Source organism: Floridaenema fluviatile BLCC-F154, assembly GCF_041929135.1.
GTDB classification, from domain to species: domain Bacteria; phylum Cyanobacteriota; class Cyanobacteriia; order Cyanobacteriales; family Aerosakkonemataceae; genus Floridanema; species Floridanema fluviatile.
This window is the reverse complement of sequence record NZ_JBHFNS010000014.1, coordinates 43,729-69,114: the sequence shown is the minus strand read 5'-3', so window position 1 is coordinate 69,114 and position 25,386 is coordinate 43,729. Positions and strand designations below refer to the sequence as shown.

At 40.5% G+C, this 25,386-nt stretch carries 20 protein-coding genes; 7 read left to right on the top strand and 13 right to left on the bottom strand.

Going from position 1 to position 25,386, the window contains the following annotated elements; genetic code table 11:
* Window positions 1-8: 8 nt before the first annotated feature.
* The 9 genes from asnB to ACE1B6_RS01085 all read right to left on the bottom strand — a co-directional run bounded on the left by asnB (window position 9) and on the right by ACE1B6_RS01085 (window position 14,400).
* A complete protein-coding gene (asnB, locus tag ACE1B6_RS01125) occupies window positions 9-1,997 on the bottom strand; it encodes an asparagine synthase (glutamine-hydrolyzing) (protein ID WP_413255391.1) in 1,989 nt (662 codons plus the stop codon).
* A gap of 83 nt (window positions 1,998-2,080) precedes the next feature.
* Entirely contained in the window at window positions 2,081-3,277 is a 1,197-nt protein-coding gene (locus tag ACE1B6_RS01120) for a glycosyltransferase family 4 protein (RefSeq protein WP_413255390.1), read from the bottom strand.
* A gap of 19 nt (window positions 3,278-3,296) precedes the next feature.
* Entirely contained in the window at window positions 3,297-4,442 is a 1,146-nt protein-coding gene (locus tag ACE1B6_RS01115; RefSeq protein ID WP_413255389.1) for a glycosyltransferase family 4 protein, read from the bottom strand.
* Window positions 4,443-4,484: 42 nt separating this feature from the next.
* A complete protein-coding gene (locus ACE1B6_RS01110; RefSeq protein ID WP_413255388.1) occupies window positions 4,485-6,029 on the bottom strand; it encodes a hypothetical protein in 1,545 nt (514 codons plus the stop codon).
* Window positions 6,030-6,053: 24 nt separating this feature from the next.
* Window positions 6,054-7,274 carry a glycosyltransferase family 1 protein gene (locus ACE1B6_RS01105; protein WP_413255387.1) on the bottom strand — a complete coding sequence of 407 codons (1,221 nt, stop codon included), beginning with the start codon at window positions 7,272-7,274 and terminating at the stop codon, window positions 6,054-6,056.
* Window positions 7,275-7,298: 24 nt separating this feature from the next.
* Window positions 7,299-9,164: a glycosyl hydrolase family 28 protein gene (locus ACE1B6_RS01100; protein ID WP_413255386.1), complete on the bottom strand. Its 1,866-nt coding sequence runs from the start codon at window positions 9,162-9,164 to the stop codon at window positions 7,299-7,301.
* A 25-nt stretch (window positions 9,165-9,189) separates the two neighbouring features.
* Window positions 9,190-10,503, bottom strand: a complete 1,314-nt coding sequence (locus ACE1B6_RS01095; protein WP_413255385.1) for a lipopolysaccharide biosynthesis protein — start codon at window positions 10,501-10,503, stop codon at window positions 9,190-9,192.
* Between the two features lie 69 nt (window positions 10,504-10,572).
* Window positions 10,573-11,439: a GNAT family N-acetyltransferase gene (locus ACE1B6_RS01090; protein WP_413255384.1), complete on the bottom strand. Its 867-nt coding sequence runs from the start codon at window positions 11,437-11,439 to the stop codon at window positions 10,573-10,575.
* 174 nt (window positions 11,440-11,613) lie between these two features.
* Window positions 11,614-14,400 carry a polysaccharide biosynthesis protein gene (locus ACE1B6_RS01085; RefSeq protein ID WP_413255383.1) on the bottom strand — a complete coding sequence of 929 codons (2,787 nt, stop codon included), beginning with the start codon at window positions 14,398-14,400 and terminating at the stop codon, window positions 11,614-11,616.
* Window positions 14,401-15,446: 1,046 nt separating this feature from the next.
* Here ACE1B6_RS01085 and ACE1B6_RS01080 point away from each other — a divergent pair.
* The 6 genes from ACE1B6_RS01080 (at window position 15,447) to tftA (ending at window position 22,174) form a co-directional block, all read left to right on the top strand.
* A complete protein-coding gene (locus ACE1B6_RS01080) occupies window positions 15,447-17,654 on the top strand; it encodes a GumC family protein (RefSeq protein ID WP_413255382.1) in 2,208 nt (735 codons plus the stop codon).
* Between the two features lie 140 nt (window positions 17,655-17,794).
* Complete coding sequence (locus tag ACE1B6_RS01075; protein ID WP_413255381.1) at window positions 17,795-18,532, top strand: 2-phosphosulfolactate phosphatase family protein; 738 nt, start codon at window positions 17,795-17,797, stop codon at window positions 18,530-18,532.
* Between the two features lie 50 nt (window positions 18,533-18,582).
* On the top strand, window positions 18,583-19,104 hold the full coding sequence (locus ACE1B6_RS01070; protein WP_413255380.1) for a photosystem I assembly protein Ycf3: 522 nt from the start codon (window positions 18,583-18,585) through the stop codon (window positions 19,102-19,104).
* A gap of 64 nt (window positions 19,105-19,168) precedes the next feature.
* On the top strand, window positions 19,169-19,465 hold the full coding sequence (gene gatC, locus ACE1B6_RS01065) for an Asp-tRNA(Asn)/Glu-tRNA(Gln) amidotransferase subunit GatC (RefSeq protein WP_413255379.1): 297 nt from the start codon (window positions 19,169-19,171) through the stop codon (window positions 19,463-19,465).
* 261 nt (window positions 19,466-19,726) lie between these two features.
* Window positions 19,727-20,812, top strand: coding sequence for a peptidoglycan-binding protein (locus ACE1B6_RS01060; protein WP_413255378.1), 1,086 nt, complete (start codon window positions 19,727-19,729; stop codon window positions 20,810-20,812).
* A 33-nt stretch (window positions 20,813-20,845) separates the two neighbouring features.
* Window positions 20,846-22,174, top strand: a complete 1,329-nt coding sequence (gene tftA / locus ACE1B6_RS01055) for a hormogonium tapered terminus morphoprotein TftA (RefSeq protein WP_413255377.1) — start codon at window positions 20,846-20,848, stop codon at window positions 22,172-22,174.
* 67 nt (window positions 22,175-22,241) lie between these two features.
* Here tftA and ACE1B6_RS01050 read toward each other — a convergent pair whose 3' ends face one another.
* On the bottom strand, window positions 22,242-22,601 hold the full coding sequence (locus ACE1B6_RS01050) for a hypothetical protein (RefSeq protein ID WP_413255376.1): 360 nt from the start codon (window positions 22,599-22,601) through the stop codon (window positions 22,242-22,244).
* Entirely contained in the window at window positions 22,598-22,933 is a 336-nt protein-coding gene (locus ACE1B6_RS01045) for a DUF433 domain-containing protein (RefSeq protein ID WP_413255375.1), read from the bottom strand. The genes ACE1B6_RS01050 and ACE1B6_RS01045 overlap by 4 nt, the downstream gene beginning before the upstream one ends.
* A 115-nt stretch (window positions 22,934-23,048) precedes the next feature.
* Between ACE1B6_RS01045 and ACE1B6_RS01040 the strand changes: the two genes are divergently transcribed.
* On the top strand, window positions 23,049-23,630 hold the full coding sequence (locus tag ACE1B6_RS01040) for a Uma2 family endonuclease (RefSeq protein WP_413255374.1): 582 nt from the start codon (window positions 23,049-23,051) through the stop codon (window positions 23,628-23,630).
* A gap of 60 nt (window positions 23,631-23,690) precedes the next feature.
* Here the strand turns inward: ACE1B6_RS01040 and ACE1B6_RS01035 are convergent, their stop codons facing one another.
* Complete coding sequence (locus ACE1B6_RS01035; protein WP_413255373.1) at window positions 23,691-24,110, bottom strand: secondary thiamine-phosphate synthase enzyme YjbQ; 420 nt, start codon at window positions 24,108-24,110, stop codon at window positions 23,691-23,693.
* Between the two features lie 21 nt (window positions 24,111-24,131).
* Window positions 24,132-25,223, bottom strand: a complete 1,092-nt coding sequence (locus ACE1B6_RS01030) for a glycosyl transferase (RefSeq protein WP_413255372.1) — start codon at window positions 25,221-25,223, stop codon at window positions 24,132-24,134.
* Between the last annotated feature and the right edge of the window lie 163 nt (window positions 25,224-25,386).

Sequence of the window (25,386 nt, the reverse complement as noted above, 5' to 3'; positions counted from 1 at the left end):
TGAAAAATCTAAACAAGACTTCCAGGATATTTTGGGTAAATGTCTAAATACTTTTGCTCAGATAACCAAGCTTGGAACATCAATACATTCCACAATGAATATTGCCAGTCACGAGAGCCTGAAAGATGCTCTGTCCACTTTTGACGAATCGCTTGCGGATGAAAAAATCCTTCCTGTCGCAACCGTTGTTCGTCTAACAATGCCTCTGCCCAGTCGCGTAACGGTTCTCGCAACCACCGATCGATCGGAATGCCAAACCCTGACTTAGGACGCTCAACCAGATTTTTTGGCACGTATTTATACAAAATTTGGCGCAACAACCACTTACTCTGAGTGCCTCGAATTTTCATCGATAAGGGTACGCGCCACGCGAATTCAATTACCCGATGATCTAACAACGGAATCCGACCTTCCAGACTCACCCCCATACTGGCGCGATCGAGTTTAACGAGAATGTCGTCCGGTAGATAGCTCACCAGATCGAGGTACATCATGCGCTGGGTGAAATCAGGAAGCTGCGCCCAAGACTGGCGATCGCTCAAAGTCGTTACCGGATCTGAAGTACCGATAACTGTAGTTTTGGCATCTTTCCAACGGGAAGCCAGATTCACATACATGGTTTCCGTATCGGGAGATGCTAAAGCTTCAGCCAACCTGTGTAAACGATAACCAGAATGAGAAAATCTGACTTTAGTAGGTAGTAGGGGATTAATACGCTCAAACAGCCAATTCCAAGTTTGAGGTGATACGCTCACTAAACCACTAGCAGCAATTTGACGCAACGCAGGAGGTATCCAGCCAACTGTTTGCCAAAGGCGGCGACACCAGAAATAAGCATCGTATCCAGCAAAAAGTTCATCACCACCATCGCCGGAAAGACTGACTGTGACATATTCTCTGGTGAGTTGCGACAATAGATAAGTGGGAATCTGGGAAGGGTCGGCAAAAGGTTCATCGTAAAGACTGGGCAACTTGGGAATCACAGCCAGTGTTTCTTTTGGGGTTACATAAAGTTCTGTATGGTTGGTTCCCAAGTGTTGAGCTACCTGTTGGGCATAATAGGCTTCGTTATATGCCTGTTCGTGAAAACCGATCGTAAATGTTTTCACAGGTTGGCTGCTTTGCGCTTGCATCAAAGCAACTACTGTAGAAGAATCAATACCACCAGAGAGAAAAGCGCCCAGAGGTACGTCTGCTAACATCCGTAACTTGACGGCATCTTTTAATAACGCCTCGAACTGTTCCTCAATTTCTGCTTCCGAACCGATTAAGGGATTAGCAACGCCTAGTTCCGCCGCAGTTCGGGCAGACCAATAAGGCACTGGTTGGGAAGGGAAATTTCTCCCACTACAGGTGAGAAAAGTTCCCGGAGGTAATTTGTAAATGTTTTGATAGATCGAATAGGGGGCTGGAATGTAACTAAACTGGAGCAGTAGGAGCAAAGCATCGCGGTTGATTTCCGTAGGAAAATTAGGGTAAGCTTTCAGGGCTTTTAATTCCGAACCGAATACCAAAGTTCGACCGAGAAAGCCGTAATAGAGGGGTTTTTCACCTAAGCGATCGCGTCCCAAATACAAAACCCGTTCCCAGCGATCCCACAAGGCAAAAGCAAACATCCCGTTAAAGCGTTTGAGCGATCGCTCTACACCCCATTCGCTAAAGCTAGCCAGCATAATCTCAGTATCGGAATAACCTCGAAAGTGGTGTCCTAACGGTTGAAGCTGATTTCTTAATTCCAAAAAGTTATAAATCTCGCCATTAAATGCAATAACATAGCGACCATCCGCAGATAACATCGGTTGATGTCCCTCTGGCGAAAGGTCGAGAATTGCTAATCGTCGATGACCCAAAGCAATCCCTTTTTCGGCATCTGTCCAAATACCGCGATCGTCAGGGCCTCGATGAGCCAGAGTATCGCTCATGTTCTGGACAACAGACACCATATTATGAATAGGCATTTGCTGAGCAGTATCAAAAAAACCAGTTAGTCCACACATTTTTAGTAAAACCCTCTTAAATTTTGAAATGGGTTGTTAATCAAATCGGACAAACAAACTAAAAACTAGCGGGAAAAAATTTTTTATTTCTGGGTTTTTAACCATAATTCAGTTTTTTCTCGGACATAACGGTAGAATGCAATCCGACGCTCTCGCAGTACTTCATCTTTGTACTCTCTCGCCTTCTCCAAGTTGCGTGCTGACATCCGATTCATCCGCTGCCGATCGGTAACTACTTCACGAATTTTTGCTGCCAAAGCAGCAGCATTTCCAGGGGGAATTAAATCTTCCCCAGGAAGCAGTTCTGGAATACCTCCTACAGTCGAGCCAATGCAAGGAAGCGCCCGCGCCATTGCTTCGATCATTGCCTTTGGTAAACCTTCTTGATAAGAGGGCAATACAAATAGATCTGCCATATCTAACTGGGCACGCACCGCATCCCCAGAAGTCAACTGACCCTGAAAATGAACCCGTTCTGTCAAACCTAATTTCTTAGCTCTAGACTCTAGTTCTAAACGATATTTACCATCTCCAACTAGAACCAACTTGAGGTCTAATCCCCCTTCTACACAAATAGCGATCGCATCGATCAGTACGTCAGGAGCTTTATAAAGTTGATCCATTGTACCTACAGTAATCAGTTTAAGTGCCTGTATTCCTTCCCCAAATGACCGAGGAATAGACACCAAAGCGCAATCATGCAACTCGATACTGGAATAGTGTGTAGAAAAGGCTAATGGATCTGGGGGATAGCGTTGTTGCAAAGCGCGTTCGGTGACGTAAGCAGCTGCACAAGCTTTCGTACACAGTCGCTGCAATTGACGCGGGAACCACCAACGGAAAAATGGTCTTAAGGGATGCTTTACAGATCCCGGTGTAAACACATCGTAAGGATCGGTAACTACTTCAACTCCATAAGGTCTTTGTCGTGCCAATAACCGATGAACTTCTTGAGCAATTATGCAGGGTACGCGCAACTGTATAGCCTCTGCATTAACTAAAGCTTTACTGATTGCATTTTTGATCTGCGGGTAATTTTGAATAAACTCCCTTGGCCCGATAAAATAAGGAACTGGTACTGCCTTAATACCTGAACCCGAAGCTTTGATCCATCCCGGAGGCGGTTCTGAATACAACTTAGTACGCGCAAGCAAGTAGACTTCATCGTATACATCTAGATATCGAGTCCAAAATTGATAATTAAGCGGAGCATTCGCAGTCCATAAAGTGTTGTCATTGGTGATAGCAAAACGCTCACTAGCAGTTACTAATACTTTCATGCTTATCTCCCTGATTTAATCAAGTTTTGATTACAGATCTGTAAATATTCACTAAATGATTGGCACTGACTGCGAGCGAGTAATTCTCTTTCACCCAAGCTCTTCCAGCCTGAGCAAGCTGCTGAGCGTATTGGCGATCGCTAAGAATTTTAATCACCGAATTAGCCATACCATCAAGATCTTCAACATCATGCAATAACGCTGTTTCACCATTAAGAACCGCTTCTGTAAGACCTGGTATATTAGAACCTACAACTGGAAGATTAGCCGCATTAGCTTCAAGAGCAACCACTGGCAATCCTTCGTGAAATGAAGGCAGTAAAAAAACATTGCACTGACTCATCAGCCAAGGAACATCGTCACGAAGACCAAGAAGCAAAACTGACTTCTCCAATTGGCGTTGAGCGATCGTTTGCTCAATTAATGAACGAAGGAGCCCCTCTCCAACTAAAAGGAGCTTCACGGTTGGTATCTGCTCTAGAACTTTCTGGAATACAGACAGCATCCCCAAATGATTTTTCTGTTCAATTAAACGTCCTACATGAATAATCACAGGTGTATCAGCAGACCAACCAAAGGAATTGCGAAAAACTGTACGTTCTTCAGGCGTTGATATATCAGGAAGATTAACACCGTAATAAAGTACCTCAGAACCATTTTTAATTTTGGTTCCTTGAGGATCTAAACTTTTAATTACGCCTTGAGAACAACCTGTTACCAGATCGGAATAATGCAAAGCATAATTAACGCTCACAGAACCGTAAATTGAACGCAGTTGTCGGACAATTGGCAGACGAGTAAAATTAGTTTCTGGCGGGAATTGAGTATTATGAAAAGAAGTTATAACTGGAATACTTTGCTGGTGAGCTAACCATACAGCAACTCCACTGTAGATTCCCAAATGGTTATGCAATATCTGATACTCTCCCTCAATTAAGATACCTTTTAAGCATTGAATAAAATCAAAATGGCCAGGAGTTAAGGGACAATGGTATACCTTAGCGCCTAGCTCTTGAACTATTGGAGCCAGATCGCCTATCTCTGCTCCCTTACAGCAAAAATCCATCTCACATTCACTTCTAGGAATCTGACGCAGCATAGTAATTAACCATTTCTCGATTCCCCCTCGATTTAAGCCATGTATTAGATGAAGAACTCTTAGCATATTCGCTCCTGTTTTTAGAAAAATAATTGAATTTACCTGAGATCATGTGATTTTTTGAGAGCTATCACTAAAATTAAGAGCTTTATTTTGCACTAACTTTTTGTGAGAACCCAACCAGATCACAACAAAAGGAAATCCACCTTGCTTCAGCAAAATAAAGAGATTGTTATCTAAATCGCTGACCAGAATTATGAAACATAAATTGACTAGTAATGGCAACAATAACACGCGGCTGTCTGACTCATTCCAATTTAGAAGCCAACGTTTAACTTGCCTGACAAAAAGACCAATTACAATGAAAGAAAAAGGAATTAAGAAAGGTCCGAAATTTAGCATTGTCTCGCCAGCTAGACCATATACTCTTGAAGAAACCCATAATCCCTCAGCATAAGAACCCATTCCATATTGGGCGTTTGTTCCTTCTTTAGATTTGTTAGCTGGCATTTCATCAAAAGGCCACAATCGACTAGGTATGAAAACAGATAATGCAGCCAAATAAGTTCTTCCCCACGCATATTCGTAATCGCTATCAAAACGCATTAATCGATAAAGTAAGAAAGCTTGAATATCAGTTCTTCCTAAATCTTGCAGCAGCATAGATTCCCAACTTCGACCTGCTTTTTGCTCTAACTCAACGCGATCTTCTTGTCCTTTGAAAGCTGTTTCAACTCCTTCCATACCAGCGTGCTTAAAAAAACCATATAGATACATGAAAAAACAGATAAAAACAAGTCCTATAGCAATTTGTTTTTTGGTAATGTGGCGAATCCAGAAATGAACAATACCTGCTGCCCAAAACAAAGCCCAGATTGTATTGCTGCGACTTCCACGAAGACCACCGAAAAGCATTTGTAAAACGAGAAATATAATGAAAACACCTATTAAGATAGACCAAGAAATTTCTCGTTTATTCTTTTGAACATGAACAGCAAATCCCATCATTCCTAATATCGGAAAACTCTCAGAAAACAAAAAGACTATGCCCATGCCTTGGAATTTCTCTTCTCGTGCTGCCATATCATTAATATTAGTAGCCGCTTGCATATAACTGCTGATTCCTCCAAACTTTATGTAAACCAACATTTGTAAACAAGCAGAAAGAATCATCGCGATCCAAAGAATTGGCCAAAATCGCTGTTGATTTATAGTCCAAACTGTCTGCACTGACGAAGATTTTTTAGGCTTTATTCCAGGGCTTATAGAAAGGCGATAAACCAAAAGACCCAAAAAATTGAGAATAGCCATCCCGCCAACCCAAGGTCGCCAATCAGGAGGTGGTATTGTATCTCTTCCTAACCACATATCCCAACTTACATGAAGTAGAGGCGCTAGGAAGAAAAAATGCAAACCTAATAAACCAAAAATACCAACAGGATCGAATATATTTAAGCGGCTACGAAACCAATTAACAGCATCAATCCCAATCAAAATTCCGCATAAAGTGACAGGAATTAAAAACCAGTGTAGAAACCGATCTGAGGTTTGTAGAAACCCTAAAACGATCAGAAGACAAATGAAACTAGAAATAATTACACTGTCTTGATATGCAGTTTTACGACGTAGTGAGCTAGAAGTTTTGTATTTCATTTACCTGTAACCTGCTGTATATATCTAGGTAGGACGGCGTGCATGATTTGTAAAGCTGGAATTATAGAGTTTAGTGAGAATTTCGATTTCCTTGTTTACATTGAAAGCACTCTGTTCAATAACAGCCAAGGCTTCAGAGGGTGTAATGACTGAGGCAGCTTCTCTTGTTGCTAAAACAACATCAGCCCAGACGGAAGCGGGTTGTGATAGAGATAACCGTTTAACAAGAGATGTGACTACATCTGCTTCTTCTGGAACAACATCTGAAAAGATGCAAGGCAAACCAGCTGCCTGTGCTTCGACCAACACTAAACCTAACCCTTCATAAAGAGAAGGAAAGAGGAAGACATCCATTGCGCCTCGCATCAAGCGAGAAACATCCGATCGAACACCAGTAAAGATGACACGATCGGACAAACCCAATCTTGCAACTTCTTGTTCCAGTTTGGGACGCAGTATACCCTCGCCTATCAGTAACAGCCGCATCTTGGGTTCTCGCTGGGCAACTGCGGCAGCAATTTCCAAAAGAAACTGATGGTTTTTTTGGGAAACCAATCTGCCGACATGACCAATGACAAAGGCATCCGTAGGGATACCCAACTCGGCACGAACTGCAACTGAATTGACTGGATTGTGAAAATTTGTTAGGTCAATGCCGTAGTAAAACACCTGCCAACGGGGATCTCTTTGCCAGTTTGCAGTAAACAAAGCTGCGACGGCTGGACGGCTGCACCCTAAGCCAAGGGTGGCATGACGGGTAATCCAGTATTTGCTTAAAGCGAAATACAAGCGCCAATACAATCCGGCTTTAGCCTGAAGTGGTGTGCTATCGAGATGGCTGTGAGCAATTCGGACGGGTACGTTGGCTTGGTGTGCTAAGCGCAAAACGTAGCCGCTGAAGTGATGGAGATGGCTGTGAACAATGTCGTAGGGGCCATACTTGCGTAAGATGTGCTGGAAGTTAGCGCCATAGTTCCAGGGATTCCAGCGATTCAGCGGACAGAAGATAATTTGACTGCCCAAAATACGAATTTCTTCATCGTAATCGCAGGGATTGTTCGTGTGAACGAGGAAGTCCATACGGAAGCGATCGCGATCGATGTTTCGTAATACGTGCATCAACCAGGTTTCTATTCCACCTCGCACCATACCGCCAACAATGTGCAGGATGCGAATGGGACGATCGGCTAATGTTGGTTGCCGATCGGATTTTGATATAACTATCGACGAGTTTATGAAATACATAGCAAGTCCCTTTCTTCAACTTCATTACTCATTAATATTCACTACAGCGTGGAAATCCGGGCCGAGCATATATTTAGTGCTGTTTGGCACGTTTTCCAAACATATAAATATTGTTTCCAGTCCCTCGGTCTGCTTATCAGGTATCGGTTGGATAACAATTGTTGCCGAATCTTCACCAGCAGGAATCGTGACAAAATTCGGAATTGTTCGGTAATCTACTCCGTTTTCTGCTGTTCCGCGAATGGTGTATTTTACAGTTATTGATTCAGCTAAGTTCCCTGTACGCACAATATTAAAATGTCCGGGATTGCCTGATTCGGAGGCATACAGTTTTGGCACTTTAATATTTACAATAGTGGGATCGCTAGTTGCAAAGGTGAAGCTAACATACTGATTTCCATCTTTGTAACTAGGGCGAATCTCGAAGGGAGCATCCTCAAGTGTTTTAATAAATTGTCCGGCAACTGAAAAGTTGTTAAACGCGATCCTAATATCCCTTTGGGAATCATAGCCATTAAATGTTGATTTTCGACCTCCCCGATCGTCTGTTGTTAGGTTATTAATATAAACATCTCTGATGTATCCCAAAGTTTCTGGCGGAGAATCAGCTTCTGATGGATAAATGTGCCACTGAAATAGTTGGGCAGATCCCCAATCTCTGGGTACATCTGCAATATCTTCAACTCGAATATTCTTAAAGTAAATCTTCTCAAAATTAGCTCCTGCTACAGGCCAAAAGCCTGAAAAAGTATTGGTGTAAACAACATCAATATTCTCATAAGTAATATTGCGAATCACTTTCTGTGCTGCTCCTGAACCCATTTTAAATCCTCCACCTGTGTAAAAAACTGCATTTCTAATATTAATATTTTCGTTATTTTGAATCTGCTCTTTTTTATCACCACCGTGAGAAGTAGCATCATCTGTTCCTTTGTATAAAACGTTATCAAGAATAATATTTCTAGAAGACCAAAAATCAAAGCCGTCTGTGTTTACGAATTTTGGTTTTGGATCGGCTAATATTTTGACGTTATAAATATTTATATTCTCTGAATAGGACATCCAGACATTAGCAACAGCAGGATCTTTGAGCAGAATATCTTGTAATAAAATATTGCGACTATTTTTAATTAAAATTAAAGTGTACCATCCTTTTTGCGGTCGCCAATAAGACCCATTCCCATTAATAACACCACGACCTATAATTTTTAAATTATGAACATTTTCGATTTGAAGTACCCCACGACCATAGGAAGGCTGTACATCTTTCGTTGCTTCAATAACTGCTCCTGAAGCTAAATAGAGAGTCAGATTACTCTTCAGATTGAGTTGTTGAGTTTTATAAATTCCCGGCGGGAAATAAAGGATTCCAGATTTTTGGGAAACCGTATCAATAGCAGTCTGAATAATAGATGTTACATCTTGACTGCCAGTGTTATCTATTCCTGGATAATCTAGGATATTTTCTACATTAAGACCGCCAATTTTAGGAGAATTTTCTTCAGGTGCTTCGGCAAAAATAAATAATTTAGCTTCTAAAGAATTAACTTGATGAAGAATAAGCTTGACGGGGTTGGTTAAGGAAAAATAAATTTTGTTCCCTGTTTGTTTTGAGGGAATGCTGTAGCTTTTTGGGCTAAGACTGTACTGCTTAACGGCTTCTCTAAGCGTGATTTCAACATTAGCTTGTCCTAAAAGGTCAAATTGGACATAACTTAAAGAATGATATTTCTGGACTTTTACAGGCTGACCATTCACTGTAACTGAATAGGGGCTAATTTCTGAGGAGGATGCTGACTTGGCAGCAAGTTTAACTGGTGAGTTACTACTAAACAATAGTAAGTTGCTTGCAGAGGCAAAATGAATAGTAATGGTCAGGATTAGTGCCAAGCAAGCCAATCCCCAGAGCCAGATCTTAAATTTCCATTTCCTTCGGTTTGGGAAGTTTATGTAAGGCATGAGCGATCGCTCCTAAACTAAAAATAACTTGAACAAAAGCCGCGAGAATCAGCCCGGTTGCAGCCCCATGTAGCCCCCAAATTGGAATCAACCACAGGCAAGCGATCGCTGAAGTTCCCGTCACCGCAGTAAACAAAGGTATTTGGATACGAAAGTACCTAGCTGCTGTCATTCCATAGCCTAAAAAAGAGGCTACATAACCAATTCCAGCAGCTACCATCAACCAGATAAATAAATCTGCCTGCTGAGCATACTCAGGTCGATAAATTAAGGTGAGGATCTGCTGACCCATAACAAAAGCTACTAGGACAGCTATTCCACCCAAGAAAGCACCAATTCCCACCAACTTCAGCATTAGTGTGCGGAAAGCAATACTATCTCCTGCCGCATAATATTTAGCTAACCGAGGATTTGCTGACTGTCCCAAGGCTCCCACTACCATATTCCCAGCTACCATCAGGTAAGCGATCGCAGCAAAAATTCCCAGTTGTCCCTCACCCAAATACCCTTCAATAAAGTATTGCGGAATATTGCTATTGAGCGAAATTAACATCATCACTAAACCTAAAGGCAAGGCAAGCCAGACCAGTTTGCTGAGAGTTTTCAGATGCCAACGCGGTTGCAAGAGATTCTGGATAGCTTGGGATGAACTTTTCCTTTGCGAACCTGTACCCCAAAGGTTAGTCTTTAATATTAAACAACCACTGCGAATGTCATAGCCTAGTAAGATAGTTGCCCACGCAATAGCTAATCCAATTGCTCCCCCCACAACGCTACCGGATAAGTAAATTCCCAAGGCTAACATCAGCAACGATAGAGGGCCTTTAATCATCATCGAGATCGCTATGCGATCCATCCTTTCGTACTGTTGGATTAACCCATAAAATATATCGCTGATAGACTCAAATCCCTTAGCTAATCCAATTACCAGGATGACCAAGGAAGTTTCCCCACGATATCCTGCTTTCAGCGTAATTCCGACAATACCGATCAGCGCCAGTGCCGTTCCCAGCAACCTCAAACCCAGGTAGTCACCAAACTGATATTGCTGCCTCGCATCAGTTGCCTGAATGGTTCGCAGTTGGAGATTCGTTAACATGATAACGGGTGCAGTTACCGCTAACCCTAGCGTGAACTGACCAACCATTTCCGCTCTGCCGATTTTAGCCAGCAGCACTAGCATTCCCCACTGGCAAGCTGCATAGACAAAATTGCCAGCGAAAGTCCAAATAAAGTTATCTTGTAGTGTTAAAGGTTTCAGATTTTGCATTGAAGGAAATTCTTGGATTTGATTGAACCAAAGAGTATTTAAATGGTGAACTTAGGAGGCAGATCAAAATTAGTTATGTCCTGTAGTTATGTAGTACGCCGATGGATAACGCCATCGAAGAAAGGGTTCTATAACTCGATTGATTGCTACTGTTGAAGGAATGTATTGAACCGGAAAACCCATTCCTTCTTTAAAGTATGTCAAGGCTGGATCTTTAGGCGTATCGTAACCATAGAAAACTTCACGAATGTTTCCAGAGCGACGGCAGGCTTGCACAAATTCAAACACCAGTCCAGTGCCAATACTAGTTGATAAAGCATCAGTTGCCACATAGATTGTGTCAATGTATGCGCTCCCATTGACAGCATATCCAGTTATATAGGCAGCCAATCGATCGTTAATAAGACCTGCAAGAAGGAATACTTTCTCAGAAATTAGATGATTTTTAAGATTAGCTAGATAAGTTTTTTTCGAGACAAGATGAATGATGTTACCACTCAACCTTGCAGTAGCTGAGGCATAAACTTCATACCCTTGCTCGTACAACAGTACTGGATTTTTCAGTTCAATAAAACTAACTAACTCAAAGGACTTACGAACCTGCCTTCGACGTTTTGAGGGTAAGGATTGCAAATCGTAGCCATCGACATCAGATAGTAAGTGAATTGGGATGATTCCGTTGGCTACTTTTGCGTCATCCTCGCATAGTGATGCGCGAAATCCTAAGTAAAGTCGTTTTGGACAAGTTGCTTCTTTAGCATTTAAACGAGCTAACAAATGAATCGGTTCATAAAAGCTAAACCTTGACTCTTTCCAGTAATGTCCCTCGTGGTAAAGAAGTTTTACTCCCTGATTGCGATACCAATCAGCTACCTCTTCTTCGCTCATAGGGAACACTACACCTTCCGAAGCTCTTTGTATCTGCAAGTTATTCATGGATTTATCTCTCAAAGTTCTTTCCGTTAATTTTTCTGACGGATGCAGCCTTGTGAAGACAATTTCGGGCTATTGGTAATCAAGCGGGACATTTTGCTGAGGAAAGGGAACTCCTAAACAGGGAATGGGGAACAGATTTATCCCGATTTAGGTTGATAGCCTGTTAGTTAGCTTTTAGCTATGAGCAGCCATTGCCCCAACCAGAGCGATCGCAGCCTCACTTTCAACTGGCCTTGAGAAAAAGTTTCCTTGCCCATATAAGCATTTTAGGGATCTCAGGCAAGTAATTTGGTCAGTTGTTTCTATCCCAGTGGCAATGATATCCATTCCTAGTTCATGAGCGGTTGCCATGATTTTCTTGATAATATCTAAGCGCCCATTGCCAGTATCTATTTGACCGACGAGAGAGCGATCTAACTTCAAGGTATCAAAGTGACCAAGTTTCAAGTTCAATACCTGGCGGAGATAAATGAGTGAGAAATCGCTGAGTCCGCAATTATCAATTTGTAATTGCACGCCTAAACTTTGTAGTTTAAGAAGTACAGCGATAGCAAGTTCAAAATTCTTGCTAATCACGCCTTCTGGAATTTCTAATCTTAAACTACTGGCATTTAGGCGAGTTTCCTCCAAAATTTGGCAGATTTGCTTGACTAATTCGGGTTGGAAAAACTGTTTGCTTGTCAGATTAACGCTGATGGTTAGAGTTGGCTCCATCGGACATTCTAGATGCCAAGCACGCATCTGGCGGCAAGCTTCCCACAGTACCCACCAACCAATAGGGATAATTAGGCCAGTATCTTCAGCCAATGGGATGAATTCTGTTGGGAAAATTAAGCCACGAGTTGGGTGCTTCCAGCGCAATAGAGCCTCAAAACCAATTACTTTATCAGTGGCGAAGCTGATAATGGGTTGATAGTGGATCTGAAACTCGTGATACTCGATCGCTTGCTGCAAATCAGTTGCTAACTCAGGGGATGCTAAAGTCAGGTACTTTATCTTAGTCTCTGACTCTACATTTGTTTTTGTCGTCGAACTATCTCCACCTAAATTAGCTGTTGAATAGAGCGGGGTATATTCAGGTATCAATTGTTCGAGCAAAAACATAATCAAATTAGCATCATTTCGTTCAGCTGCTTCACATAGGGTTGCTATTTCCAGATCAATATTGTCTGGAAGTATCTGACTAGCATTAATGACTTTCAGAATCTTGTTGTGTTGAGTTCGTTCATATTTCTCGCCCGCAATAAACAATTCTTCAAATAATTTTTCTCCTGGACGAAGACCAGTGAAGACAATATCAATGTCTTTACTTACTTCATATCCTGAAAGACGAATTAAATCTGTAGCCAAGTCCACGATTCGCACGGGTTGTCCCATATCAAGCATGAAGACTTCGCTACCGCGACCGATCGCTGCTGCTTGCAAAACCAGTTGAACAGCTTCTGGAATCGTCATGAAATAGCGACGAATGTCTGGATGGGTAATTGTGACTGGCCCACCCTGAGCAATTTGTCGTTTAAAAGTGGGTATAACGCTGCCTCTACTGCCAAGAACATTACCAAAGCGAACCACAACAAAGGGCTTGTTGCTCTTTTGGGCAGCTTGCAGTACTAACATTTCCGCAACTCGCTTGCTAGCTCCCATAATATTGGTGGGGTTAACTGCTTTGTCTGTGGAAATCATGACAAAGTTCTGCACTTCATAGTGCAATACTAGGTCTAGTAAGTTTTTGGTTCCTCGCACGTTGTTTGTTATTGCTTCTGGTGGGTTTAATTCCATCATGGGAACGTGCTTGTGTGCCGCAGCGTGAAATACTACTTCAGGATGGAATTGTTCAAACACATACTTCATTCGTGGGAGCATTCTGAGGTCGGCAATGAAGGCAGTAATTTGAGGTAAATCTTCTGGTTCTTCGCCATGTTTTTTCCGTGATTTAATGATACCTCGCAGTTCTTGTTCAATGGTAAATACAGAATTTTCTCCATGCCCCAGTAATACCATTCGAGCAGGTTTGCATTTGAAGATTTGCCGACAAAGTTCACTACCAATTGAGCCTCCTGCACCTGTAATTAAAACTGTTTTTCCTTGGAGAAGTTGGGAAACTTTTTGGATATCGGTTTGGATTGGTTCGCGACGCAGTAAGTCTTCAATTTGTACTTCTCTAATGTTACCTGGGTTGGCACGAGAATAGATAATTTCATGGATTCCAGGTAATGTACTGGTGAGAATTTCATGGGATTGACAAATATTGACTATTTCCCGGATTACACTGCCAGAAGCACTAGGCATAGCAATAATTACTCGGTGAATATGTAGGGAGCGCACGATTTGGGGAATTTGGCTACGATCGCCAACTATATTAATGCCACAAATCTGTAAATTACGTTTTGTCGTGTCATCGTCAATAAACGCAACTGGATAAAGTCCTAATTGAGGATTTTGTTGTAATTTCTTGACTAAGGATACACCAGCACTACCAGCACCAACAATTAGCACGCGATCGCGACGATGAAATTTTTTATGTTGGTTGCTGATTCTTTCTAGAACTGGCACAGTGAAACGAATACTCCCAATTAACAAAAAACTGAGTATTCCATCAAGTAATGGCAATGACTTAGGTAGGCTGTTAACTAAAGGATTATGTAAATAAAAGATTTTGAAAATGATTACTTCTGCTACTACAGCAATAATCATGGCAAAACCTATCTGTTCGAGTTCATCAAGTCCCGCATAGCGCCAGCAACGTTTGTAAATACCAAGATAATAAACCACGGCAATTTTTACTAGGAAAAACAGGAGCGTTACTACTATTAATCCTGGTAGGTAAGGCGCGATCGCTACTTCATCATCTAAGCGAATATTTAAAGCAACTAGGGGACTAATTAAAAAAACGATTGAATCCAGTAGTAAAAAATGTCTATTTCTTAGCCCCCAAACTACTTTGGTTAATTTGTTTTTCATGCAGTTACCATCAACTATTTTTTCTAAACAGTTATTATGGAGAGATATTTACTGTAACAAACCCTAAATAAAATTTTTTATTGACCTAATACATAAATAACGTAGCGATCTCTAGAATGAAAATAGTTAGGGGTAAATTTCATTAAATCTTTAATCATTTTAATATAGCTCAGCAATTCTACGTAATTAGAATTACTTATTAGGCTGGCATACATCTTCCCATACTTAAACTAATTTATTAGTTGTGAAAATAACTCCTGTCTACTGCAAACTATTACTACATTTTTAGATAATTGAATACTTGATAAATTTATCATTTGCAGATGTAAGTCAATCCCATGAGCAGGCTATAGCTAAAATGAATAGGTAATTCTCAATAAACCAGCTGTATCTTTTTTCGACTAAAAATGTCACTTTTTATTATAGCCGAAACAGATTTTTTCTGGAAGCCAGGAAACTTGACGAAAAACGTTACATTTAATATCTTGACAAACTTTTTCTCTTTTCATAAGATAGATAAGGCTTAATTTTTGATAAATATATCTACCGAATTACTCGGATTAAGTAGACATTGAGATAATGAAAATTTATTAATTATCAATTGGTATATAAGTGCCTAAACTTTACAGATTCTTCATAATCATTAGCTTTGGAGTTCTGAAAGCTATCCAGTCAAGGTCTGCTGGGACGGGAGTTTCCTGGCGACATTTGAGATAAATATATTTTTCCAAATTTTAGTATGAAAATTTGTATAATAAGCTACTTATTAGTAACGAAGCTACCTGACTCACTACAGCTAGAATCTTTATAATGGTGCCTAATATAAGGGAAGAGCAAGTTTGGGGAAAGTTTACCGGAAAACTTTCCCAAATTTACGAATGTTGATACTTAAAGCCCCATTTTTTAGCTGGGAGTGGATGTCAAAATTTTCCCTACTAATTCATTGGTACTGAAAGAGGTGATAAATAACTATAGCTAGGTGAGTTAACATAAATCTATTCGGGAAAAGATTTTCATCCACTGTATATACTTGACTGGAGTCACAGATGGAATCTACAGAAACTTCCATAGGGTTGCAGCATTACTGGCTAATTCTCAAACGACGTTGGCAACCAGCCTCCGCGGTATTTATGTTAGTTGTTGTACTTTGCAGCCTAAGTACGTTACGAGAAAAGCCAGTTTATGAAGCAGTGGGAAAACTTTCTTTTAAAAAGATCAGTCCTACTTCTTCTTTAACAGGCTTAGGAAAAGAGATAGGAGAAGTTACTGCTATAGGGGAGAGTAATCCATTAAATACGGAAGTGGAAGTAATCCGATCGATGCCGATGCTCCAAAAAACCATTAATCAGCTAAACTTAATAGATGAAAAAGGAAAACATTTAAAAATTAAAGATTTTTTAGCAAGACTGAGCGTAACTAATATTAGGGGAACAGATATACTCGCTGTTTCTTATAAAGATCAAAATCCCCAGATAACCGTAGCAGTTGTAAATACATTAATTAACCGATATATAGAAAACAATCAAATCGTTAACCGCATGGAAGCAGCGGCGGCTCGCGAGTTTCTGGAGAAACAATTACCTCAAGCAGAAGCGTCTTTGCGGCAAGCAGAAGCGGCTTTGCGAAAATTTAAAGAACAAAATAAAGTAGTAGCTTTACAGGAAGAAGCTAGATCGGCAGTAGATGTAATTGCTAGGTTGGAAGAGCAAATTGGCACGGCAAAATCTCAATATGCGGATCTAGATGCTCAGATGCGTTCTTTTGCAAAAGAGTTGCAGATGAATTCTCAACAGGCTTTAACAGCAACTTCTCTGAGCCAATCTGCCGCAGTACAGGAAGCTTTGAAAGAATATCAACAGGTAGAACGTCAGTTGGCAATAGAAGCAACAAGATTTCAGGAAACACACCCTGTAATATTGGATTTAAGAAGTAAGAAAGCAACTTTGAAGGCTTTACTAGGGAATCGAATTAAAACAGTTGTTGGTGAAGAGGCAAAATTAAATAATGGAAATTTACAAATTGGAGATTTAAAACCAAAATTAATTGAAGAATTTGTGAAAGTGGCAGCAAAACGCCAGGGTTTAGCTAATCAGATTGTTGCTTTATCAAATGTGCAATTGGCGTATAAGCAAAGGATGAATGTTTTACCCAGGTTAGAGAAAGAGCAAAGAGAATTAGAAAATAGATTACAGGTATCACAATCTACTTATGCGCTACTGTTTCAAAAACTTCAAGAAATCCGCATTACAGAAAATCAAAATGTAGGTAATGCACGGATTATTGAAGCGCCGGAAGTTCCCGAAGAACCTATTGCTTCTCGGAAGAAGTTGTTTATTGTTTCTGGTATTCTGTTGGGTAGTTTGCTGGCGATGGCTACGGCGCTGGTTTTAGAAGCGTGGGATAAGTCTTTGAAAACGGTTGAAGAAGCAAAGGAATTTTTTGGGTTGACTTTGTTGGTGGTAATTCCGGCAATGAGAAAACCGGATAAAGTTGCTAAGGGTAATTTATTCTGGCGAGGTAAGTCTGATGATAAAGAATCTGAGCGACCAATTCCAAAGATTATGGTGAAAAATGATTTGCATACGCCAATTAGTGCTGCTTATCGGATGTTACAGGCGAATTTGCGGTTTTTGAGTTCTGATAAGGAGCTTAAGTCGATCGTGGTGAGTAGTTCGATTCCGCAAGAGGGTAAATCTACGGTGTCGGCGAATTTGGCGGTAGCGGTGGCGCAGGTGGGACGTAGGGTGTTGCTGGTGGATGCGGATATGCACCATCCGGTGCAACATCGGATTTGGGATCTGACTAATCAGGTGGGTTTGAGTAATGCTATTGTGGGACAGGCAGAATTGAGGATGGCTATTCGGGAGGTGATGCCTAATTTGGATCTGCTGACTTGTGGGGTGATTCCGCCTAATCCGATGGCTTTGCTGGATTCTCAAAGAATATCTTCGTTGATTGATGAATTTACGAGTTTGTATGATTTGGTGATTATCGATGTGCCTTCTTTGAATGTGGCTGCTGATGCACTGATTTTAGGTAAGAAGGCGGATGGTCTTTTGTTTGTGGTGCGACCTGGTGTGGTTGATTTTGCTAGTGCTGCTTTTGCTAAAGAGCTTTTGGAAAAGTCTAGTCAGAATGTGTTGGGTTTGGTGGTGAATGGAGTAATTCCTAATCACGAACCTCATAGTCGTTACTATTTCGCGAATGAGTCTTATGCAGACTCAGAAAATATGACAAATGTCAAGGTGAGTTGAGTGGTGCTTTATGTTGTCACTAATGTACCCTGCAAGAGGTGAGGGTGGGAAGTTAAGAAAATAAAATGCTGAAATGAAGTAACTAATTGAGCATAATATAGTTTCATACTCGATAGTAATGATCGGATGGCAGCTGGCTTGTGAAACTATTTATTTACCATACTCCTGAACTCACTCCTTCTAGCGGTGTTCCCGATTGTGCGATCGCAATTGATGTTCTGAGAGCGACAACTACAATGGTGACTGCTTTGGCGGCGGGGGCTGAGGCGGTTCAGGTTTTCAGTGATTTAGATAAGTTGATTAATGAGAGCGACAGTTGGCCCACTGAAAAGCGCATTCGCGCTGGCGAACGGGGAGGGGCCAAGGTTGCTGGTTTTGATATGGGTAATTCTCCGTTGGATTGCACTCCTGAGCAAGTTCAAGGGCGAAGGTTGTTTATTAGCACTACTAATGGTACGCGCTCTCTGGAACGAGTGCAAAAGGCTGGGGCTGTGATGGCTGGGGCTTTTGTGAATCGTCGGGCGGTGGTGAATTATATTTTGTCTGAAGCACCGGAGACGGTTTGGATTGTGGGATCTGGTTGGGAAGGTAGTTTTTCTTTGGAGGATACGGCTTGTGCTGGGGCGATCGCCCAAAGTTTAGTGACAGAATTAAATTTACCTGTTGAGCAAGTGGCTGGTAATGATGAGGTGGTGGGGGCGATCGCTCTTTATGAGCAATGGAAAGATCGTTTACTAGAGTTAATGCACCAGGCTAGTCACGGTCAACGCTTGCTACGCTTAGATTGTGATGAAGATTTGAAATACTGTGTGCAAATGGATTTGTTGGATGTTCTACCGATCCAACGGGAACCAGGAGTTTTAGTGAAAAGACGTTAAATTATCTAATGAGCGTCTAAAATTAAACGATTGGAACTACCTTTAAAAATATGCCCAGATCACAACGTAACGATAATTTCATTGACAAAACTTTTACGGTCATGGCAGATATGATTCTCAAAGTTCTGCCTGCTAATAGGAAAGCTAAGGAAGCTTTTGTTTATTACCGTGATGGGATGTCTGCACAGGCGGACGGAGAATATGCGGAGGCTTTGGATAACTATTACGAAGCTTTGAAGTTGGAGGAAGACTCTTATGATAAGAGTTATATTCTTTATAATATTGGGTTGATTCATGCTAGTAATGGTGAACATGAAAAAGCTTTGGAATACTATTACCAAGCGATTGATTTAAACCCACGTCATCCTTCGGCTTTGAATAATATTGCGGTAATTTATCATTACCAGGGAGACAGATTGAAGGAAGAGGGAAACTCGGAAGAGGCGGAAGCTTTGTATGATAAGGCTGCGGAATACTGGCGAGAAGCGATTCGGATTGCGCCGAATAATTATATTGAGGCGCAAAACTGGCTGAAGACTACTGGGCGATCGCAAATTGACGTATTCTTTTAATCTTATGATCCCTGACTTCTTGAAGAAGTCGGGATCTATAACCACCAACAATTAAAGTGAAGTTATGAGTATCGATCGCGAACAAGTTCACAAAGTTGCTTTACTTGCCCGTTTGGAATTAACCCCGGAAGAGGAAGAGATGTTTACTACTCAAATGGGCAGTATGTTAGATTATTTTCAACAATTGAGTGAGTTGGATGTTAGCAATGTTCAACCCACAACGAGAGCAATTGATGTGAGTAATATAACTAGGACGGATGAGTTGAAACCTTGTGCTGAACGGGAAGCTATTTTGAAGAATGCTCCCGATCAAGATGGAGATTTTTTCAAAGTACCACAAATTTTAGGTTCTGAGGAATAATTTAAAGTATTGTTACATAAAACTGGGAGGAAACACCTGCTTTTTGAAGTTAGAAGTTTCCTCCTTTTTTTTATAGTTTATTTTTAGAATTAAAGCTAGTTTTTTCCTGAGCGTTAGCAGTTAAGTAGGTAAGTAGAATGTAGCTTAGTTTCTAATTTGGTGTGAAGTAAAAGTATTATCAAGAACAAAAGAAACTAAATAAATCCTTGATTTCAGGTGCATCTCTATTGGTTGAAAAGTTCATTGCACACCTGAATAAATATGGCTACAAAACTTTTAATTGTTGGCAACACTATTCTCAAACAAGAACCAATTGAAAGCAGCTTATTGCCTCCAGAAAAAAAGTTCGGCATCAATGTAGGGAAAGAAATAGAACTGCAACGCTGGACAACAACAAATAATTCTCATATCAAAATTGAGCTAGCTGCACCAATTAACGGCAAGGAAACTTGGTTTGCTTTTTCTGACCACGTACAAATTCGCGAAAATGGAATTGATGTCCGGTTAGATGAAAGTCGCACAACCTCTGTAATGCTGAAAAATTACCAAAGTTGTTCTACTGCTGGACTCAAAGGACTTGACCAACAAATCATTGCTGAAATGAATGAAATTACACCTAATTCTTTAGTTAGGTTTGATGATTTGAATGTTAAGTTAGGGGCTGCGGCTTGGCCTTTGTTGCAGTTACCAGCGAAAAGAGCTTTGGCGAGAGCAATTGCCGATCGCGGTAGACAAATGTTTGTTAATTCTGGCTACCGAACTATTGCTCAACAACAAGTTTTATTCAATCATTATCAAGCTGGTCGATGCGGTATTCCGATCGCGGCACGTCCACCACGCAGTAATCATCAAAGTGGGTTAGCAATTGATGTCGAAGATTGGCGTGGTTGGAAACCATTTTTAGAAAGACATGGTTGGAAGCAATTAGCTGGAGATCCGGTTCACTTTGATTTTTTGGGAGGTGGAACTCGCGATATTCGCCGATTATCTGTTTTGGCTTTCCAACGGCTTTGGAATAAACATAATCTCAACGATCGCATTGATGAAGATGGGTTCTTTGGGCCGCAAACTGAGAGACGACTAAAGAACAGTTTTGTGGAGGGTTTTGATATTTCAAATCCCGAAGGTTTCCGAGTTCTTCGGTTGACTGAACCTTTAATGCAAGGTGATGATGTTCGCCAAGTTCAACAAGCATTAATTAAACTTGGTTACTCAGTTGGAGAGTCAGGCGCAGATGGTTTTTATGGCATGGAAACGGTAAATGCTGTGCGGAAATTCCAGCAAGATAAAGGTTTAGAAGTTGATGGGATTGTTGGCCCTGCAACTCGGCAAAAACTCGGACTTTAATTAACAATAAACACAATTTTCGGAGTTGGTAAAATGGGAAGAATTTTTATTTCTGCTGGTCATGATTTGAGTGACCCTGGAGCAGTAGCTTTTGGTACAACCGAAGCCAAAGAAATGATGCTCACCCGCGATTTAATCGTCAAAGAATTAGAAGCGCAGAGAGTAGAATTCTATTCGGTTCCTGACGATCTCTCTCTCAAAAGAACTATTGAATGGATTAATTCCAAAGCGAAAAAAGGAGATGTTGCTTTAGAATTACACGGTAATGCTTTTAATGGTAGTGCGCGAGGAACTGAAGCTTTTTATATTGCCGGAAATGAAAGGCGGAAACAGGATGCCGAATTGATATTAAAAGCTTTATTGGCGGAAGTTCCCGAACTGAATTTACGAGGACGAGTTTTATCTCGTGGTGCTAAAACTGATACTACGACACCGCATGGTAGGCTCGCTTTTTGTCGTCAGGTGGCTGTTGCTTCTATTCTAATTGAGTTGTGTTTTGTGGATAATCGAGAAGATTTGAGTTTGTTGCAAAACCATCGCGATCGCTTTGCCAAAGCAATAGCTAAAGCATTAATTGAATGGAGTGGGCAAAAAGGTCAAACACCAGAAGTTACTCAAGTTAGTCCGATTAATATCCGCATCAATAATTACGAATATGAGGAGAAAGGAATTTTAGTAAATGGTAATTCCTTTATTCCAATTGACTTAGTTGAACAGTTAGAAATTCCGCTGGTTAATCATCCCGAAGTTCGACAAATTCGTTATGGCGGCATCGTCTATGTTAAGGCTGTAGATCTGCAACCTTTTAATGTATCGGTAGGTTGGGATAGTGGAACAAGAACCGTAATTTTAAATAGAAAGGGTAACGGCGAACTGGAAGAAATTATGGGTTTTGGAAATGCTTCCGAAGTGCAACTGAATACTTTTTTAGAATCCCAAAATGAGGAAGCGTTGGCAAGGTTTCCTTTGTTACCCAAAGTGTATATTGAAGAAGCACAAATTGAGGGAGTGAACTACGATATTGCTTTCTGTCAAATGTGTTTAGAAACTAACTTCTTGCGCTTTGGAGGACAAGTTAAACCGGAACAGAATAATTTTTGTGGTTTGGGTGCGGTAGATGGTGGTGCAGCTGGTGCTTTCTTCCCGGATATGAGAACAGGAATTAAGGCACATATTCAACATCTTAAAGCTTATGCGAGTACCGATCCAATTAATAAAATGCCGATCGTCGATCCTCGTTTTCATCTAGTAAGGAGAGGGATTGCTCCTTTAGTGAAAGGTCTAACAGGACGTTGGGCAAGCGATCGCCTATATGACCAAAAAATCATGGCACTTGTTAGACGTTTACACGGCATTGTTTAAGCGAGTTGATTACTCAATTCTTGACTGTTGATTAATGTTAGGGTGCATCTTTTTTAATTTGCGATCGCTAAAATGGAATCCAATCCACTTGATCGATCCACTCTTCTGCTTCAGACGCTTCCCACATTATAAAAAGTGATTCTGCCCAAGTACGTATTGTGCCACTCGATCGCAACCAAACTAATCCCCAAATATGTCCTCCTGATTCCCAATGTACTTCCAAATGTCCCGGCATACTTTTACGGTTATCTGTCACTAATAAACGTTGCGATAATTCTAAATAATTTAAAAGTTCTGGATCGAGTGTTCCTAATGGTGGTGTATCTGAATCTCCAACCCGCAAAATATCGATCGCTGGATTAAGGCGTAAAACAGCAATTTTGAGCTTTGGGGACAAATTTTCATCAAGTAAAAAACGTATTTTCACAAATGATTTAGCATCTCCTTTTCTCGTTCAATTTTCCACTGCTTCAAGCGTTTTATTACAGGTGATGGTTCAGCAGATAAGGATTCCTGATAATGCTGTTCTTGCCACTTCGCCAACCGCAACATATAAGCATCCATTTCAGCGCGGTTATGCAAATAATAAGTAATAGCTGCGTGAATTTTTTCTAAACTCAGTGTAGGCAACTCTGACAAAATTTCTTCTGGCGAATAACCTTGCAAGTAATAGTTAATCACATTGTCAATGCCAATGCGATGCCCTTTAATGCGGATATCATCAGGAGCCAAAAATTCCAGATAATCTTCTAATTGCATCTGTCTACCTTTACCATTTCTCTGTATTTTATCTTAATCTAATCTTTAAGTGAGCGATCGCTCTGATTCTAAAGTTGCTAAAATTAGTTTAATACCCAATTAACTATTAACAGTAATGACAACTACACTTCTAGAACGAGAAGCTGAACCAATTTTAATTCATGAATTAACCTGGCGAGAATTCAAAGCAGTGGAACAGTTAATCGATCGTCCCGGAGTTAGGTTATCTTTTTTAGATGGAGTATTAGAGATTCGGAAAATGCCAGGGAAAAAACACGAAACTATCAAAAAACGTATTGCTGCTTTATTAGAAATCTACCTAGAATTTCTAGGTTTAGATTTTACCCCTACTGGATCTGTGACTCTAGAAAGTGAATCTGAGAGAGTCAAACGAGAAGCAGATGAATCTTACGAACTTAGTCCAGGTAAAGAACGTCCTGATTTAGTAATTGAAGTGGTTGTTAGCAGTGGTGGTATTAACAAGTTGGAAGCTTACAAACGTCTAAAAATTCCCGAAGTTTGGTTTTGGGAAAATGGACAATTATCATTTTATGTTTTGCGAAATGAGGAATACGAAAATGTTCCCCAGTCGCAACTTCTCCCCAATTTAAATGTATCTTTCCTCATCCATTGTATCAACCTAACCAATCACACTCAAGCCTTACGCGAATTTCGCCAAGAACTCCAACCTCAATAATACTTCTCTCTTTTCTTTCCTTCTCTGCGTCCTCTGCGCCTGGAGCTATTTCAATCATTCTTAATCCCCAGAAATATGCACTAATAATTCCCTTTGATGACTTCTTTGGCGATGTTCCCAAATATAAATTCCTTGCCAAGTTCCTAATGCTAACCTACCGCGATAAATCGGGATTTGTTCGGAAGTTTTAGTTAAGACTGTGCGGATATGGGCTGGCATATCGTCTGACCCTTCGGTAGTATGAATATACAAGCGATTATCTTCGGGAACTAATTTGGCGAAGAAGTTTGACAAATCAGTTAATACATCGGGATCGGCGTTTTCTTGAATTATTAAACTGGCGGAAGTATGACGCAAAAATATTGTACAAAGTCCGGTTTCTATGCCTGATTCAGCAACTACTGATTCTACTTTGGAAGTGATTTTATATAATGATTTACCTGCGGTTTTGATTTGTAAGAGTTTTTGGTAGTGAGACATGGCAATTTTGGATTTTGGACTTTAAATTTTAGATTTAAAATGGTTGACTATGGTTTGGGCAATTTTTTCTGTACCATCTTTTTTAATCATATCTTCTGATTGGCAGGGTGGCTGTAAATCTTGGTGCAAAAATTCCCAGTTACTCTCGAAAAATTCGCCAGGTTTAATAATTTGATGATAGCTGTAATTTTGAATACCTGCTAATAATAATGGTGATTCGGCAAAACCTTCTCTAGTTAGGGTGACAATGGGAGTATTTAATCTCAATGCTTCGGAAAAAGTGCTAAATCCAGGTTTAGAAACTACTCTGCCACAAATTGGCATAAAGTCGATCGGGCGATAGTTATGTTCAACTATTTTAATTATATTAGGATAGTCGGGCGCTTGGTTGTCAAAGGCGATAAATTTCCAATCAGGAAATTGCTGGATATTTTGATAGGGTATTTGTTGTAATCCTAAGCCGCCAAAGCTGAGTAAAATAGTTTTTTCTTTCGGTGTATCAATACCAAATTTCTGACGTAATTCTTCTAAGTTGAAGCGGGGAGTTCCTCCGGTTAATCCGACATCTTCTATAATTGGAAAAGCACTCATTGGTTCGTGCATGGGAACGCGGAAAAGGCGATCGCATTGACTAAAACAATCATGAATCCAATCAGCGATTTCAATAAATTCTCCGCCCCAAGCACCATAAATAAAATCCCAGCCAAAGTTACCAATCATCCAGCAAGGAATCCCCGCAGTTTTAGCGATTACTGGCGCTAATGGGGGAATGTCGGCTAATATTAAGTCTACTCGATTTTGCTGAATGAAACTTACTTCACTGGCAACGATCGATCGCTCTTTTTGTCGAATTTCTTTGAGTTTTTCCAAAGTCGCTGCTTTATCCATATTGATGCTATCAGACTGAATTACACCAATATCAAATCCGCGAGGACGATGAATAAAATCTCCCGGAATATAAGATTCCAACAACCAACGAGGCGCAGTTGTTACCAAAATAAGTAATATTTCTGGGTTTAACCTTTGAATTTCGGCTGCAACTGAAGCGGTTCTAGCTGCATGACCAAAACCGTGATTTGTGATAGAAATGTATAAGCTTGGTCTAGAAGTCATCAAAGATTTTTACTTTAAAGTTCAGTATATATGAGCGCACAGATTTCTATTATATTAGAATAGCATAAAAATAATTAATTTGGTAAGATCGGACCCCAATCTACATTAAAAAAGCATTAACCACCCAGCCAAAAATTAACGCTAACATCTGCGTTCATCTGCG